The sequence below is a fragment of the Bhargavaea sp. CC-171006 genome, assembly GCF_009761675.1.
Classification (GTDB): domain Bacteria; phylum Bacillota; class Bacilli; order Bacillales_A; family Planococcaceae; genus Bhargavaea; species Bhargavaea changchunensis.
The window spans coordinates 100,127-116,221 of the sequence record NZ_QUZH01000033.1 but is presented as its reverse complement, the minus strand read 5'-3'; the positions used below and the strand labels follow the sequence as shown (position 1 = coordinate 116,221).

The 16,095-nt window shown below is 50.1% G+C and carries 14 protein-coding genes; 2 read left to right on the top strand and 12 right to left on the bottom strand.

Annotated elements, in window-relative coordinates; genetic code table 11:
- Nucleotides 1–5: 5 nt before the first annotated feature.
- Both rpsD and DZC51_RS15495 read left to right on the top strand, forming a co-directional pair.
- Nucleotides 6–608 (top strand): 30S ribosomal protein S4, encoded by a 603-nt coding sequence (gene rpsD, locus DZC51_RS15500; protein ID WP_157297389.1) that lies wholly within the window; start codon nt 6–8, stop codon nt 606–608.
- 264 nt (nt 609–872) lie between these two features.
- Nucleotides 873–1,688 carry a cobalamin-binding protein gene (locus DZC51_RS15495; protein WP_157297388.1) on the top strand — a complete coding sequence of 272 codons (816 nt, stop codon included), beginning with the start codon at nt 873–875 and terminating at the stop codon, nt 1,686–1,688.
- Between the two features lie 46 nt (nt 1,689–1,734).
- Here DZC51_RS15495 and DZC51_RS15490 read toward each other — a convergent pair whose 3' ends face one another.
- From DZC51_RS15490 to DZC51_RS15435, 12 genes are all read right to left on the bottom strand, one after another.
- Entirely contained in the window at nt 1,735–2,913 is a 1,179-nt protein-coding gene (locus tag DZC51_RS15490; protein WP_198304139.1) for an alanyl-tRNA editing protein, read from the bottom strand.
- A gap of 43 nt (nt 2,914–2,956) precedes the next feature.
- On the bottom strand, nt 2,957–4,222 hold the full coding sequence (gene tyrS, locus DZC51_RS15485) for a tyrosine--tRNA ligase (protein ID WP_157297387.1): 1,266 nt from the start codon (nt 4,220–4,222) through the stop codon (nt 2,957–2,959).
- Nucleotides 4,223–5,023: 801 nt separating this feature from the next.
- A complete protein-coding gene (locus DZC51_RS15480) occupies nt 5,024–6,151 on the bottom strand; it encodes a hypothetical protein (RefSeq protein ID WP_157297386.1) in 1,128 nt (375 codons plus the stop codon).
- Nucleotides 6,144–6,665, bottom strand: a complete 522-nt coding sequence (locus DZC51_RS15475) for a Panacea domain-containing protein (protein WP_157297385.1) — start codon at nt 6,663–6,665, stop codon at nt 6,144–6,146. Before DZC51_RS15475 ends, DZC51_RS15480 begins: the two co-directional genes overlap by 8 nt.
- A gap of 235 nt (nt 6,666–6,900) precedes the next feature.
- Complete coding sequence (locus tag DZC51_RS16235) at nt 6,901–7,932, bottom strand: N-acetylmuramoyl-L-alanine amidase (RefSeq protein ID WP_198304138.1); 1,032 nt, start codon at nt 7,930–7,932, stop codon at nt 6,901–6,903.
- A 1-nt stretch (nt 7,933) separates the two neighbouring features.
- Complete coding sequence (locus DZC51_RS15465; protein WP_157297384.1) at nt 7,934–8,185, bottom strand: phage holin; 252 nt, start codon at nt 8,183–8,185, stop codon at nt 7,934–7,936.
- Nucleotides 8,186–8,197: 12 nt separating this feature from the next.
- Nucleotides 8,198–8,605, bottom strand: coding sequence for a hypothetical protein (locus DZC51_RS15460; RefSeq protein WP_157297383.1), 408 nt, complete (start codon nt 8,603–8,605; stop codon nt 8,198–8,200).
- Nucleotides 8,606–8,687: 82 nt separating this feature from the next.
- Nucleotides 8,688–8,930: a hypothetical protein gene (locus DZC51_RS15455; protein WP_157297382.1), complete on the bottom strand. Its 243-nt coding sequence runs from the start codon at nt 8,928–8,930 to the stop codon at nt 8,688–8,690.
- A 136-nt stretch (nt 8,931–9,066) separates the two neighbouring features.
- Complete coding sequence (locus DZC51_RS15450) at nt 9,067–9,333, bottom strand: hypothetical protein (protein ID WP_157297381.1); 267 nt, start codon at nt 9,331–9,333, stop codon at nt 9,067–9,069.
- A 515-nt stretch (nt 9,334–9,848) separates the two neighbouring features.
- A complete protein-coding gene (locus tag DZC51_RS15445; protein WP_157297380.1) occupies nt 9,849–10,076 on the bottom strand; it encodes a hypothetical protein in 228 nt (75 codons plus the stop codon).
- Nucleotides 10,073–10,489, bottom strand: a complete 417-nt coding sequence (locus tag DZC51_RS15440; protein WP_157297379.1) for a DUF1617 family protein — start codon at nt 10,487–10,489, stop codon at nt 10,073–10,075. The genes DZC51_RS15445 and DZC51_RS15440 overlap by 4 nt, the downstream gene beginning before the upstream one ends.
- A 2-nt stretch (nt 10,490–10,491) precedes the next feature.
- Complete coding sequence (locus DZC51_RS15435) at nt 10,492–16,062, bottom strand: phage tail protein (protein ID WP_157297378.1); 5,571 nt, start codon at nt 16,060–16,062, stop codon at nt 10,492–10,494.
- Nucleotides 16,063–16,095: the final 33 nt, after the last annotated feature.

Here is a 16,095-nt window from a genome sequence, read left to right as displayed (position 1 = left end):
CATCCATGGCTCGCTACACAGGTCCATCTTGGAAAATCTCCCGCCGCCTCGGTATTTCCCTGAGCGGTACGGGCAAAGAAATCGAAAAACGTCCTTACGCTCCAGGCCCGCACGGCCCGAACCAGCGTAAGAAACTCTCGGAATACGGCATGCAGCTTCAAGAGAAGCAAAAACTCCGTCACATGTACGGTGTCAACGAACGCCAATTCCACACACTCTTCCTCCGTGCAGGCAAGATGCCTGGTAAGCACGGCGAAAACTTCATGATCCTGCTTGAAACACGCCTCGACAACGTCGTGTACCGCATGGGCCTTGCCCGCACACGCCGCCAGGCACGTCAGCTCGTCAACCACGGCCACGTCCTCGTTGACGGCAAGCGCGTCGACATCCCGTCGTACCGCGTAGCGCCTGGTCAGGAAATCGCGCTCCGCGAGCGTTCCCAGAACCTGTCGGCTGTCAACGAAGCGATCGAAGCGACAAACTTCGTTCCTGACTACGTGACATTCGATGCGGAAGCAAAGAAAGGCACATTCGTCCGCCTTCCTGAGCGCAGCGAACTTCCTGCAGAGATCAACGAAGCGCTGATCGTTGAATTCTACAACCGCTAATCAGCTCTTACAGGCTGCAGACAAAGCGAGGTTCTCCTCCTTGTCTGCAGCTTTTTTGTATTCATACGGGGATTGCCGTCGGCGTCGATGATGAGGCCGGACGGCGTTAGTTTTGATTCAGCGCCGCTTGGTAGGGATTCAGAACCTCATGGTTGCGACTCAACAGGGGCTTGGTGGGAATTCAGCACCCCATTGGTTGCGACTCGCCTGGTGGGTGATTCCAATTGTCTGTTACAATCGGTTTATCTGAACGGAGGGGTTGCATTGAAACTTGTTTCCATTTGCCCGAGCAATACGGAATTACTCGCTTACCTCGGTCTGGACGGACAGCTTGCAGGCGTGGATGACTTTTCCGACTGGCCGCCGGCCGTATCAGAACTGCCGAAGCTCGGACCGGATTTGTCGATCAACATGGAAGGGCTGGAAGCGCTCGGACCGGATCTTGTCCTCGCTTCGCTCAGCGTCCCCGGAATGGAGCGAAACGTGGAAGAGCTGGTGAAACGCGGCATTCCCCACCTCGTTACGAATCCGCAGAGCCTTGAGGATATTGCAGAGGACTTGGTCACCGTCGGACGGGCATGCGGCATTGAACAAAAGGCACATCAGATTGCACGGGAGTACCTGGACTTCATCAATGATCTTAAGAAACGCTCTGAGGCGGCAACAGGCAGACCCTCTCTCTACTGGGAGTGGTGGCCGAAACCGGTGTTCACTCCCGGAAGCGTCAACTGGCTAACAGAAATCAGCCGGATTGCAGGCGGTCGAAATGTTTATGAAGATGTTGAGCTTGCCAGCATCCAGACGGACTGGGAGGATGTCGCCTCTCGCGACCCGGACCGGATCCTGCTTGCATGGGTTGGTGTCCATATCGAAAAGATCCGGCCGGAACTGCTTATGAAACGTCCGGGATGGCCGGAACTCCGTGCAGTGCGTGATGGACAGGTCGATGTCATGGAAGAATGGCTCTACTGCCGTCCATCGCCGCGTCTGCTGGAAGGGGCACTGAAACTGGGAAACATGCTTCATCCGGAACTGTACGGAAACCTCCGGCTGCCGGAATGGGTCAGTACGGCAAAGTGAACAAAAATAGCCCCTGCGGATTTGCCAATCCCGCAGGGGCTATTCTTTATTCTCCGATGGATGCAGCCATGATGGCCAAGAGTTCTTCCGCAGTCAGGGATGTGTCTCCCCCGCCCTGTACAAAAGCATCGCTCCCGCCGCCTTTTCCGCCAGTCGCTTCAAGCGCGGCAGAGGCCACCTGTTTCATGGAATACCCGGCTTCGCTGCCGCGTGCAGCGACAAACTGCAGCTTGCTGCCATTTCGTACAGCGAGCAGCATAATCACATCTTCCCGTGCTGCAACAGCCGCTCTGCCCAATTTCTGCAGATCTGTGATAGGACGGTCACTGAATGCCGCCTTTACCAACCGCCCGCCGGAAATAAGGGATTGCGCCTCCGCTTCAAGCAGTCTGTCCTCAGCTTCCTGCAGACGCTTTTCAAGCGTACGGTTTGCGTTAAGAAGCCGCCTGATTGCTTCGGCCGTTTCCTCTTCCGGTACACTCAGCATCCCCATCGCTTCTTTTAGCACTTGGTTCTTTTTCCCGAGCTGTCTAAGAACACGGTTGCCGCATACAAAATGGACACGTGTTTTTTTCTTCATTCGTTCCATTCCGAGAATCTTAAGCTGCCCAACTTCGCCGGTTGAATAAGGATGCGTGCCTCCGCAGCCGTTGTAGTCGTAATCCGGGATGATGACAAGCCGGATCTCCTCTTCCACCGCGACGGCTTTCCTCAGGCGGCTGTGGTCCAGCTCCCCTTCCGTCACCCAGCGGGTTTCAATCTCCCGGTTTTCCATAATGATCTCATTCGCCCGCTTTTCGGCTGCGTCCAGCTGCTCGTCGATCAGGTGCTCGGTATCCAGGTCGATCGAGACCGTTTCCCTGCCCAGATGAAAACTGACTGTCGGGCAGCCGGCCGTTTCGATGAATGCAGCCGTCAGGATGTGCTGGCCGGTATGCTGCTGCATATGATCATGGCGTCGTGTCCAGTCGATCTTGCCGGAGACGATGAGTGCATTCAGCGGCACCTCCACATAGTGGCGAATCTCGCCGTCCTTTTCTTCCACATCCGTCACCCGGATGCCGTTCAGCTTCCCGGTATCGTGCGGCTGGCCGCCACCCGTCGGGTAAAACACCGTGTTTTCAAGCACGGCGAACGGTCTGCCATCCTCCACCCCTTCACGGACGACATTTGACTTAAATGCGGTCCGGTAAGGGTCTTTATAGTACAGACGGTCTTTCAGCATGGTATTCCCTCCCTGCATGGCGGTCCCCCAACGGGTTTCCCGGTCAGTTAAAACGGAGCATCGTATATTTCTTTTTGCCGCGCCGGACGATGGTGAATGCGTCGTCCAGCCGGTCATCCGCACCGATCGTGTAATCCAGGTCCTTCACCCGTTCCCCGTTGATGGAGATGGCGCCGTTGGTCACATCTTCGCGAGCCTGGCGTTTGGAAGAGGAAATACCCGCCTCGACGAGCAGGTCTACAATGTTCCTGTCTTCCTTCGCCATCTCGAAGCTTGGCACATCCTTGAATGCATCTTTCATTTCGGACACGGACAGGGCTTTCAGGTCGCCGCTGAACAATGCCGCTGTAATGCGTTCGGCCTGTGCCAGCGCTTCGTCTCCGTGGATCAGGCGCGTCATTTCTTCCGCCAGTGTCTTTTGGGCCTTGCGGAGATGCGGTTCGGCTTCAACTGCCTTTTCCAGTTCCGCAATCTCCTCTTTGGCGAGGAACGTGAAGATCTTCAGGTACTTGATGACATCCGCATCGGCCGTATTGATCCAGAACTGGTAGAACTCATATGGCGAAGTTTTCTCGGGATCGAGCCAGACACTGCCGCCGGCTGTCTTGCCGAATTTTGTTCCGTCGGCTTTCGTGACAAGCGGGATGGTCAGCCCGAATGCTTTTGCATGCTCATCATGGGTTTTACGGATAATCTCAAGGCCTGTGGTGATATTGCCCCACTGATCGGATCCGCCGACCTGCACGCGGCAGTTGTAATTATCGTACAGATGGTTAAAGTCCGAGCCCTGGATAAGCATGTAGGAAAACTCGGTGAACGAGATGCCGGTCTCAAGGCGTGTCGCGACGTTCTCCTTTGCCAGCATGTAGTTCACGCTCAGAAGCTTTCCGTAATCGCGCAGGAAGTCGATCGCAGTCATTTTGCCGAACCAGTCTTTGTTGTTGACCATGACCGCGGCATTCTTGTCGCTGAAGTCAAAAATCTGCTCAAGCTGCCCGCGGATGCCGGCTACGTTGTGGCTGAGCTGTTCTTCCGAAAGCAATTGCCGCTCATCGGCCTTGAACGACGGGTCCCCGATCATGCCGGTCGCTCCGCCGACGAGCACGATCGGACGGTGCCCGTGCCTCTGGAAACGGCGCAGTGTCAGGAAAGGCACAATATGCCCGATATGCAGGCTGTCTGCTGTCGGGTCAACCCCGCAGTAGAGGGAGATGCTTTCTTTGTTCAGCAGTTCGGCCAGCGCCTCTTCGTCGGTCGTCTGGTAGAGCAGGCCTCTCCATTTCAGGTCTTCGATCAGTTCGTTCGTCATTGTTCATCCCTCCAGAAAATAATAAAAGCCCCTGCGGATCCGAAGATCCTGCAGGGGCGCTGATTCCATCAACGCGGTACCACCCGGCTTGGGAAGCGCAAACGCTTCCCCGCTTATGCATGGTAACGCCATGCCGGCGCCTTGCTCCGGGGCTGTAATTCACAGATCGTCCGCCGGGCAGCTTACACCTTCCGCTGCCTCTCTGATTGCTCGGCGGACGGCGCTACTCCGGCCCCATCCTCGCTTGGTTGTTTATTATAATAATCCTCATTTTATCCGAATCCGATACGATGTCAACACTGATTTCTCCTCCGCCTCCCTTTCCGGCAGCATAATACGGAATCGTTCGTTTTGCAGAGAAATGAAAACTGACTCGGCCGAGGCGAATTCCCATTGGCCGGAACGGGCATTGTTTCCCAATCCACAATGAATTTTAGGGGTCCCATATAACTCTATTAATAGATTCCCGGGACCCTGTCGCTATATGGTATATAGTAATGCCGGAATTTGAAGGGTCAATTTGTGTTTAGTGAGACGTTGAGATGACGCGTTTTTAAAGAAATTGGACTGCAGGCCAGTTTTCCAAAAGGGCTTATTTTACACCAACCATTTGGGGGAGTTATTGGGGGACGTTTATATCATGTGGACAGACAAACAGAAAAGCGGCCATAATGGCCGCTTTCGTTATTGTGATAGAAGCAAGTTTGAAAACCAGGTTCCGGATAACATCGGAAAACCCTACAGATTCTTAATGTTTTAACTTGTGTAAGCAGAAGGAATCAGTAGCTTTTGGACAACTCCTTATTGTTGTTCTCTTGAATTAGAGTCTTCATTAGTCGCTGATTGCTCCGAAGTTGCACCAAGGGAATTTTGAGATGTCTTAGTATTATCTTTATTAATTTTGTCTTCTGGTTCATTAGAACCGAATATATTCCTGAATTTTAATAGAGCTTGAAGAAGAAGTTGATAAATAAACTTTACTCGGGAACGTTCTTTCTTTAGTTTGTTGCGTGGGAAAAAGTGTTTCCATAGCAACGGGGCAGGCCACAACATAAGTATTCCTATTGCTATAACCTTTAATAAAGAGGATATAAAATTAATTTCAAAAATGCGATTAAATATTAAACCGTAATCAAAAACAAAAGCTGATAAACCGAGGAAGAAGAAATAAAACAAGATAACTAGTACCACGCAAAATACAGGATACTTCTCGAGCATTGAATGGTCGCAGTCAACATTATTGTTGCCGTCGCACCCACAAGATCTGAAATTTTGGCCAGTAATCTTTGCTATACCATTCAATAACACATAAAGAAGGACTACGACGCCTATCATAACCATACTTGAGAAAATCATTAACATCCCAATTCTTAAATCGGATGACAAATGGTTTATTGTATTAGATATGATTTGGAAACCGCCGAATGCAGCGAAAATGATAGAAGCAAAGATCCCAAGTATAGTCACAAATTGAGTAACAAGTGAACGTTCTTTTTCCTTCAAGTCCTTAATCTCATCATCCAAAATTTTTGCTTGCTCTTGAATCTTTTTTTCTTGTGTTTTCAAGGATTCCGCACGCCGTTCTACTAATTCCAATGCATTGTATGAGAGGTTCTCAATTAAAGTTTTTTGACTTGCGGCTAAGTTAATATGATCAATTATTTTTCCAATCTGCTTAGCTACACTTATCTCGCCGAGTGCCTCTTCCAGAATTGCCTCTTCCAATACTAATTGTAGGTTTTCTCCTAAGAGATCTCTTTCCGGGTCACTAATGCCGGTATAAATAAATGCGGTAATTTGGCTATACTGGTGCCTTTCATTGAAATTATAAAAATCCTTGAAACGTGAAAGAAACGACGCAACCTTAGTCTCGTCGTTTCCAATCCATTCAGATGAAAGCTCTCTCATAATACTAATAAGATCATACATTACAAATCTCCAGTTTTTCAGGATTTTCTTTGAAGTATGCTTTTATTTCTTCAATGTCATAAGGGATTTTCATTTCTCCGCTAAGAATCTTCTTCTCATCTTTTGACCAAGGCTCATGTTCATGTGTAATATTGACGAGTTCGCGCCCGCTATAATTACTCAAGTTGTCGGTGATGCGCTCGAGAATACGACGATCGTTATCATGTACCATATTAGGTGAAAAGTTAACAATTTTAAATGTCGAGTTCTCTGCATCAATGTCAAATATCTTTGGTATGTAAGATATTTGACTAGATCCAAACACCTTGTACTCATGATATACATCTGGTACCACTGGACCCAGCTTCCACTTTTGGATTTCATCGGAGAACAAAGGGGTATCAAAATTCTTAAGCCAATAAGCCTGCAGAAAATATAATATTTTTTGCAATTGCAGGTTTGTTAATCTTTTCCCAGTTTCCAATGCGCGGTGTGCAATATAGCCTGCGATGATAGTTGCATCATATGAATTCATCATCATTCACCTCCCGCATTCTATATATCTATTATATAGAACAGAGGTGCAAATTGCATTACCGAAGAATAAAACAAATAATTCTTTAAAAAATAAGAAAGCGGTCAACCCACTACCGGGAAGGCCGCTTTACTATGTATTACGACAGCCGGGCTGTCAGGTTTTGACGGACCTTTGTCACCGGCTGTCGCACAGTCAATTCTGCCATAACAGACTCGCTGCAGAGCCTATTGTATCACTTATTCAGAATATCCAGCAACTTCTTATTTTGAGCGGCAGTTCCCTTGTAGTTCTTGATGCCGTGCTTCTCCGCTAGCTTCTTTCGATGTGAAAGACTGGACGACTGGCCGGTCGCTTTGAGGAAGTCGACAATCGAGTCTGTATCGATCCGCTTGGATTTCGGTGCGGATCCTGACTGCAACTTTTCCAGCAGCTGCGTATTTTGTGCAGCGGTGCCGGTGTAGTTTTTGATGCCGTACTGCTCGGCCAGGCGTTTACGTGCAGAGAGGGAACTGTCATGGCCCTGCATGTTGAGATAATCAACGATGGATTCGCCATTGTAGGCAGGAACCTTCGGGGCAGGCTTGGCCACCGGTTTTGCCCCACTCTTGAGCCTGCCCAGGAGCTGCAGGTTTTGCGACGCTGTACCCGTATAACCTTTAATGTCGTATTGTGCCGCGAGCTTCTTCCGCGCCGCCAGTGAGCTATCCCGGCCTTGCTTGTTAAGGTAGTCCACGATGGATCCATTAGACGGTGTGGATGGCTTAACCGCTGACTTGACTGCTGGCGTGGATGGTGTAGTCGCATGGGTCACATTTCCACCGGCAAGCCGCGCACGGACCGTATCCATATTGATTCCAGGGCAGGTCGTATTCGCCCCCGGGAACTCCCGGTGACCCTTAACAGCGCTGACAGGGAGATTGAAGCGTGTCATCCAGTACCGGGCACGCTCCTCAAACGCTCGCTCCTGCGCCGCTGTGAAGGACCCGTTGCCGACGACACAGATGTGGTAGATGTAGCTGTTCTGTCCTCCTACGCCGTTCGTAATTTCTTCCGGATCGTAGCAGAGCTGAATGGTACCATCCCTCAAGATGATTTCATGGTAGCCGCCAGTCCCCCATTTCTTGACGTCCCTCCAATGCGGCCAGAAGCTTTCCCAGCTCCCTGTCGGTGTTGCTGAATGGTGACGAGCAATGTTCTTGATACGGGAAAGCAACCGGGTGCCGTTTGTTCGCGGTGTCTTGTGCCTGATGTCCACGATTTTCATCTTACCATTCCCCTTTCTTGATACGCTTCCTGCGTTCTAGTTCTTCTTGCACCTTCCGTGCCTCCTGTGTCATTGGGCTATTCTTCCACCACGCCCAAACCGATGCCGCGGCCAGGAGCACGGCATTAACGCCTGCCTCGACTTCCTGCTCGTCAAATGGTAGCGGGGACCACCCGAGTGTGATGAGTGTCTGGTTGACGATTAAAAATAGCAATACAAAAAGCCGCGCGAGGGCGGCATGTCGTGGATCCATTTGGTTTCCTCCTTATTTTGAAAAGAAATGTTCTGCCATGAGATAGATGACCCCTCCGGCGCCGGCCCATTTAAGAAGGATAGTCGACACTTTATCCCACTTGGCCATGCGCTCGACGTGTTTCCGCTCGTCCCGTCTGTCCCCGATTCCGAGCGCAGTCTCGACGACTCCAAACAACCGGTCAAACTTGCTTTCCATTTTCACTTCAGTGTTCTTGACCTGTTCGCGGGTCTCGCGTGACTCCATCATGACGGTGTTTTGAAGTTTGGTATATTGTCCTTCTAGTGCATCCATGCGCTGTTCGTTGAGCACGAACCGCTCTTCGTGTTTACGATCTGCCTCTTCCAGGTTGGAAATCCGCTCTTCGTGGTTCTCGACTCTTGCAAACATGGAGAGATCCTTCCCTTCTTTTTCAGGCATCCTCTCCCCCCTTTACTCAGAATCATTGCAATAGAAAAGAGCGCCCTCATGGACGCTCACTTTATCCTTCTATGGGTCTGATCTAATCCTGCCTAATCACGAACCGTTCAAATGCAATTGCTTCTTCTTCTAGTATCGCGACAATTATCTTTTCAATGGCCGAAAGGTAGACTGCAGCATATTCCGCGTCACCTGATTCTGCCTTTTCTATTCCCTCAGGAATACCCTCGAGTAGGAGTTCAAGTTTTCTCCTAATTCGTTCTCGGGATTCTCCTAGATATGTCGTTTCATTCTCTTCTAGCTTTTTGTGCACTTCGTCGTTCATAACTTTTGTTCTCCTTACGACACTATTGTCGACAAATTAATTTGGTTCCTACCCTCATTTCGTCACCTACTTCCCTTTTTCCTTCAAGCAATATTAAGAAGAGCACCTAAGATGGATGCTCTTCTCTACAAATCAGTTATTTCTTCAATAACTTTCTTAGAATCATTTTCTCCTCGTCAACATGGCTGACTTTGTAGTTTCCCGCATAGCAGTAGAAGCCTTGTCCAACATGTACTAAAGGATTGCTAATTACCTCTTGAGTCTCCATGCAGCGGGTAAGGAACGACTTAACTTCCTCACTCTTAGTCAACAATTCGAGACTGCTTGCAGATCTCCTGATTGTGCCGTTTACATTACAACCCCAATCGTTAAACGAAATCCTCCAAAATTCTATATCTGTCATTGGAGTCCCCCCTCCAGCGTCACAATTCGACAAATAAGAAGGGATTCCTTCCCAAAAGTGGTAGAAATGTTGCGTAGGCCGTTTCTTACTATTTAAACTTGCGCAATACGGTGCCTTGATCGTCCATGTGGATGACTTTGTAATCACCTGTGTAGACGGAATAGCTTTCTTCAACCCAGACAACTGGATTCGAAATAACTTCTCCGCTTCTCCTACAACGACAGAGAAAGGACAATACGGCCTCGTTATCCGTCCCGATCTCCAGGTAACTGGCGTTTTCCTCGATTGTTCCTCGTGCAATTCTTACCCAATCACCGAATGCAATTTTCCGAAATACTCTTTTTATCATCGGACGATCCCCCTTCAAGTGTCATATTTCGACACCTAAAAGTGGAATCCTTTATACATCTTATCTTATTGAAAGAATTTTTTTGAGTTAACCTATCGCTTTTAGGTGATTAACCCTTCAACAAAGAAGAGAGCGCCCGGTTTAGACGCTCTAATACTAATTTTCCTTAAACAGACTGCTCTTCAGTCGGCGAATCTCCGCTCACTAGACGATTGATGATCTTTTGCTTCACCGCTGCCTCCAACTTAGTCAGGTCGAGCGAATTACCAAACTCACCGGCCTCCAGCGGAATACTGCCGTTAAGCGTCAACCCCGGGAACATTTGCCCTGATACATACGCCGTAATACCTGTAACCTGTCCGTCCTCGCGCTGAATATTGATGTTAGTAATCATTCTTCATCCACTCCTTTTTCAAATTGGTCGCACAGATAATCGTAGATAAAGGCCTCTTGACCCGATAGCTCTTTATCGCAATCCTCCAGGATTGCCTTCACCGTCTTTAACATCCCACTGACATCACCTCCCTCAATGATCATCTCCTCGGCATAAAGTTCTTTCAGGTCTTTGGAGAACGCCTCCACATCCACGATGTCGAAGTTGCCATCCGTTTGAACGGCCTCGCCGTCAGCATCTTTCTTGGCGTGTTCCTTTGCCAATGCGATCCTGTCGTTTTCCACCTCTTCCAGGCGGGCGTTCAGCTTCCCGATAAACTTTGTCCGATGGCGAGACTGCTTGCCTTTCAAAGGCAAATCAAAAAGCAGGCTGATCGCCTGCCCGAGCTTTCCGTTTTCAATTGCAATCTTCATAATCATGCACACTCCAATTTCTTGATTTTTTGTTTTAGATACTGGATTTCAAGTTTCATTATGGAAACCTCACCCTCCAAATCTGAATGCTTGCTGTCCAGCTCTTTGATGGCTTTGGTGTTGTAGGCAGACACGGCATACATATTCACAGCCTTTTTGTCACTCGTCGCAATGGGTGCGCTATCCTCTGCGATGAAGCCAATGTGCCTGTCCATCAATCCTCTTTCGGCCTCTTCTTTAAGCATATAATCGACTACCGTGAGCGACCGAACGACTTCAAGGCCGATGTCATCGACCGGCTTGATGTCAGTCTTAAATGCTCGGGATGAACCCTGATTAAATGCCGAGGCGCGAACGGCCCGGTAAACCGTGTTTCCTCCGTTGTAGAATTGGTTATTAGTCACCCGGAGTTCATAGGATCCTACGCCGATATAGGTGTTGGAGTTCACGTCGCCAGTCCGCAGGCTTCCGAAGATCACTTCGTTCATGATAGCGTTCCTGACCTCGAGGTCTCTAAGACTGTTTCCGGCTCCTTTGTCTACAACCTTCAATGCGTTGTTGACATGGATAAAGGCGTTATCCACCGGAGCTTCCATGGCTCCCGTCATTCGGTTGTTGACTTTGACGTTCAAGGCTTCAAGGTTACCGGTACCCCATCCGCCATCCCCATCCGTGATTGAAACAGTATTGCTGTTCAGCTGCTTACTGAATCGGAGGCCGGATGACCATTTCGGGTTACTCTCCGAACCGAAGAACAAGATGCCGTCTTGTAGACTTGGATCGCCGTTGTCGACGACGTGCATCGTGAATGTGTTATTCCCTGCTACGTGATTTCGGGGCTGGATCCTGATCTGCTGCCGATTGGATCTGATATAGGCGTGATCATAGGCGTCAATGATGACTTTTTCCAGACCTGAGCGAAGCGCGGCGACACCGCCAACGGAAGAAATCGTCAAACCTTTTCTCGTTGGGTGGTAATCATAAGAGAAGAACTCAATCGTACCGGACGACTCATCTTGGTTTCCGCTCGCATAGGTGGAAATTCCGAAATCGGAATAATAGAGATTCCGATCCGCCGCTGCGTTGCTTGCCCTGAAGTAGCCGTCACGGAAAGACATTATAACGTCATGGGTCGCGGTCTTGCCCTGCCAGGTCCGTGTAAACTGGCCTCGCGATTCAATGAGAGGTCCGTCGATTCGCGTGTAGGACGTAGAGCTGCCACCCCGCACTGTGACCTTCGAGGTGTCCAGGGTTCCTGCAATGAGCTTGGTCGCGGACAGACTGGCAATCTTCGCGTCGTCGACGGCCAGGTTTCCAATCTTGGCGTTGGTAATGGCTCCGTTTTGGATCTGTCCGGTGCTGACTGCAAGGTTCCCAATCTTTGCATTCGTGATGGCCGCATTCGCAATGGCCGTTGTGCCGATGATGGCGTCATCAATGAGCGTCTGGCCGGTTAGGTGGATTTTCGCACCATTTATTCGGATTGTCTCAGGAGTGACATTGATGCCGGCGATGACGCCGTTCTTTGTAACACGGAGATCAATTTCTCCAGCCATCGTCGTGATCTTACCTTCTGCTGTCGATACCCTTCCGGAAAGAGCATTAAATGTTGATGTCGTAACCCTCTGAGTAATTGCTATGGCGTTCTGAGAGATTTCAGATGAATGCTTTGTCAGTGTCGATCCGTAATCCATTCCACCCAAGTTGGTGAGTAAAGTTATATCGGATGGCATCGATTGACTAATTTCAGCGCTCCAACCGTTGGCATACGAGTCAGGCGTCGAAACATATCCGAACTTCACTTTGTCGATAGTAATGTGCGGGTATGACCAAGTATCTGTCTCATCACCGATGAAGAGTATAACGCTACCATCTGCGGCTCGTGCTGCTCTGACCTTCGTGATTTCCCTTGAGCCTTTGCTCACAAATCCGTGCGATGTGATTGACGTCGTGAAATTGTAGAACGAGATTTCAAGGTCAATGACCGCATTGTTATTCCGGTAGTTGTAACCCGAAATTGACATATGGGTCATCTGTCGTCCAGTTATAGGTGTTCGGATAACCAGCATACCTGTCAACGTCACAGCACTTTGTTGCCATGCAAGAACATCCTTGAAAATCTTCACAGAACCTACATCGCCGTCCACGATTGATGTAGCCCTATCGACATATGTCGCATCAACTTTAGAGCTGATTAAACCTGCGTGCTGAGTAATAGTAGATTCCGCAGTTTCTACGCGACCTGCAAGTGCATTGAATGTCGAGGATTCTACCTTCGTCTTAATTGCTTCCGCTGTCTGCTCTGCAGTAGACTTGGCCGAGTTTGCAACTCCACTCACCGTATCTACATACGACTTTTCTGCCTTCGATGCAATTGAACTAGCGTGCTGTGATAGCGTCGTGGTGTGTGACGACACTGTTCCAGATAGCGTATCAACAGAAGACTGAGAAGCCTTGGAAGTGATTGACTTGGCGTTTTGCTCAATCAGTGTTGAGTGCGAATCGATTTGAGTTTGGAAATCTTCCGGAGCCGGTGTCCAGTCTGTTGCTTTGCTACCTTTCTGCAACTTGATTGATTTCAGCGTCCGAGTGCCTGCTACCGTCGACGGATATAGATGATACTTGATATACGGAATCTTTGTTGTATCTGCTTTTGTCTTGAATCTAAGAGATACGGTATGCCATTCGTTTGCTTTCAAGAGACGATTTCCGCCGATTAACGTTGGCGATCCATCCATTGCAGATTGAGTTGACTCTCCAGGATAGCGTACATAGATATGGTTAGGGACGTTATTGGTGGCATTGAAATCGAAGCTGAGCATGAATACCATCGTTATTACATATTCTGTGCCTGGTTCTAGAGCAAGATCATCAACGTTAGACAAGGTGCCAGTGGTTTGAAGAACAGGAACACCATCTTTCATGACTACTGTACCTGATGTCCAACCATGTCTGTTTTTGAATAAACCACTGTTACGAATCAAGTTCCTGTCGTTGATGTTAAGGTCCGCGATTGCACCAGTTACATACTTTGCATCTACTTTAGAGCTGATCAGTCCTGCATGCTGAGATATTGTGCTTTCCGCAGTTTCGACCCTGCCCGAGAGCGCGTTCACGGTCTTTGTCTCGGCTTTAGACTTCAAACCCTCGGCCGTCTGTTCGGCAAGGGTTTTTGCGCTATTGGCGACACCGCTGACAGTGTCCACGGTTGATTTCTCTGCTTTCGACGATATCGCGGTGGCATGCTGGCTGATGGTAGTCTCAGCCGTTTCAACTCGGCCGGTCAACGCATTTACTGTCGCTGTCTCCGCTTTGGACCTCAAACCCTCGGCCGTTTGTTCTGCGGTTGTCTTCGCACTGCTGGCCACGCCTGAAACCGTGTCAACGTACGCTTTCTCGGCTTTGCTGGAAATCATCCCGGCCTGCTGCGTGATCGTCGTCTCGGCTGTCTCTACACGGCCGGCGATGCCGTTGACGACTTCCGTGGATGCTTTCGACGTGATGGCCGTTGCGTTCTGTTCGATGCTTGTTTCTGCATTGTCCAGGCGGTTGATAATGCCGTTTTGGTCCGTTGTATATGTTGACGTGGAGACTTTGCCCTTGAGGGCATTGTCCACTTCGGTAATCGTGTAAACAGAGTTCGCATCCGCCTTGCCGCCGATCGCCGTATTGAGCCGGGTTTCCGCCGCCGAGATCTTCCTTTCAGCATCCTTTATGGCGGCGTTCTGCGCAGCGGACGCTTTGGTGTAGGCGTCAGTTGCCGCGGCATCAAGAATGGCTGCCCTGGCTGTCTCTAGCGCCTGTTCTGCAGCGCTGATCGCTTCGGACCGGGCGGTGTTCGCCTTCTCAGTCGCATCTTTCTTAGCGGCCTCAAGCGCAGCCTTTGCGTTTTCGATCGCCTCAGCCCTGGCCGTTTCGACTTCTTCGAGAGGCCCGGCGTTGATTCGGTCGATTGTATCCTGTGCGAGCTTTTCAGCGATGTCGAGGTTGTCGGAAAGATGCTCCGCCAATATCTCGCCGAATAAAATGTCATCGCTGAGGAGACGAACAGTAGCTGCGGATGCCCGTACACTGTATTCTCCCGGCGTGCCGCGTTGATTGACCGCCCGGACGTAGTAATACCAGGTTTCATCAGTATTTACTTCATGAGAAAAGGCTGACGTCCGCCCACGGTAAAGCAGGTGCTGAGAATCAGGCACGAACGATGCGACTTGCGAGCCGTAGACTTCGTAGTGAGCTATATTGACGTTGCTGTCGTAATTCCAGTAGAGCTGGATGACCCGAAAGCCGCCCGCTGCCAGTACATTGGATGGCGTCCCGGGTTTGACGTCCAGGAACCGGTCATTGGTAACAGGCCGGTCTGCACGGGATCGTGTGTCATTCAATTCGTTCCGGATTTCATCAATCTCACGGCCGAGGTTCTGTTCATAGGCGGAGAGGAACTGTCCCATCTCCACAATGCCCGTCGCCTCAATATCGATGATGTCGTACTCGATTGAAATGACGCGGGACTGGATGACAATCTCCCGGGAAAACTCCCGGTCGATGGCAGCGGCAGTATCTCCCAACTGGACGTGCTCATGCTCGTAGCCTGCCAACCGTTCCAGCAATGCCACAGACAAGCGATAGTTGACCTCCGGTTCTTTGACGTCCTGCAAGTGGAGCCATGTGGCCTCGAGCAGTTCCGCGGGATCCTCGATGTCATGATTGCTGTACTGTCCTTCCCTATGCAGACGCTTCCCGTTGTGCAGCCGGCCGTATCGTTGCAAAGCAGCTGGATCACCAACCCATTTCTGACCTTTCGGTTTGTCGACTGGATCACCTTTTGCCTTCGACCACTCAACATCAGCAAAATCGATATAGCGCGTATATCCGCCGGTATGCTCTCCCTGCTCGTCCTCAATCTCGAGTGACGCACCCCAGCCGTACATCGCGGTCAGCGGGTAGGACAGCACGGTACGTTCAATCTCCTCGATGTCATGGTCGATTTCGAAGACCTTGCCCCGGTCGGCGCCACGCCGCATGTGCAGCTCTATTCGCCGGGCCTTTATTCGGCTGCCGTCAAACTCAACTACATCCTTCAGCTCGCCGCCCCAGACATTGGGGATCTCCCAGATCGCATCGATAGCGGGCAAACGGTAAAAGTTTGTAGTTGCTCTACCAAGCTCTCCGATCACACGGCCGGTTGCCCGGGTTCCTTCGAGTGCCGCATTGAGCGCAACGTCAGCCGTTTGATTCACGAATCGACGGTCCAGGACGATATGCTCCTTGAGTTCCATGTACCAAGGCTCGCAGACGGCTTCTGTTTCCGGTCCGTCCGGGCCATCTCGGTCCGTCGGCTCCTTGATGACAAATAGACGGAAGTCGCCTTCCTTGTCACGAAACACGACTTGGTTTTCCTCAACTACATGGGCGGCCGCTTCAGCTGTGGCGTCCACAGTAAATGTGAAAGAGGACACCTGATTGATGCCCTCTTTGAACCGTGCTGCGTATAGTCCGGTTTCTTCTGTGATGGACGTCATCAACTGATCGTCCGGCCCGAAGATGTATAGTTCCACACTATTGTTTTCCATTGGTTTCCTCCTTTCTTTTAGAATCAAGGAAGC

Excerpts from the sequence above, each read along its gene's own strand:
- rpsD (WP_157297389.1), top strand. The coding sequence starts at position 6 with ATGGCTCGCTACACAGGTCCATCTTGGAAAATCTCCCGCCGCCTCGGT.
- DZC51_RS15490 (WP_198304139.1), bottom strand. The coding sequence starts at position 2,913 with ATGCTGAAAGACCGTCTGTACTATAAAGACCCTTACCGGACCGCATTT.
- tyrS (WP_157297387.1), bottom strand. The coding sequence starts at position 4,222 with ATGACGAACGAACTGATCGAAGACCTGAAATGGAGAGGCCTGCTCTAC.
- DZC51_RS15480 (WP_157297386.1), bottom strand. The coding sequence starts at position 6,151 with ATGTATGATCTTATTAGTATTATGAGAGAGCTTTCATCTGAATGGATT.
- DZC51_RS15475 (WP_157297385.1), bottom strand. The coding sequence starts at position 6,665 with ATGAATTCATATGATGCAACTATCATCGCAGGCTATATTGCACACCGC.
- DZC51_RS16235 (WP_198304138.1), bottom strand. The coding sequence starts at position 7,932 with ATGAAAATCGTGGACATCAGGCACAAGACACCGCGAACAAACGGCACC.
- DZC51_RS15465 (WP_157297384.1), bottom strand. The coding sequence starts at position 8,185 with ATGGATCCACGACATGCCGCCCTCGCGCGGCTTTTTGTATTGCTATTT.
- DZC51_RS15460 (WP_157297383.1), bottom strand. The coding sequence starts at position 8,605 with ATGCCTGAAAAAGAAGGGAAGGATCTCTCCATGTTTGCAAGAGTCGAG.
- DZC51_RS15455 (WP_157297382.1), bottom strand. The coding sequence starts at position 8,930 with ATGAACGACGAAGTGCACAAAAAGCTAGAAGAGAATGAAACGACATAT.
- DZC51_RS15450 (WP_157297381.1), bottom strand. The coding sequence starts at position 9,333 with ATGACAGATATAGAATTTTGGAGGATTTCGTTTAACGATTGGGGTTGT.
- DZC51_RS15445 (WP_157297380.1), bottom strand. The coding sequence starts at position 10,076 with ATGATTACTAACATCAATATTCAGCGCGAGGACGGACAGGTTACAGGT.
- DZC51_RS15440 (WP_157297379.1), bottom strand. The coding sequence starts at position 10,489 with ATGAAGATTGCAATTGAAAACGGAAAGCTCGGGCAGGCGATCAGCCTG.
- DZC51_RS15435 (WP_157297378.1), bottom strand. The coding sequence starts at position 16,062 with ATGGAAAACAATAGTGTGGAACTATACATCTTCGGGCCGGACGATCAG.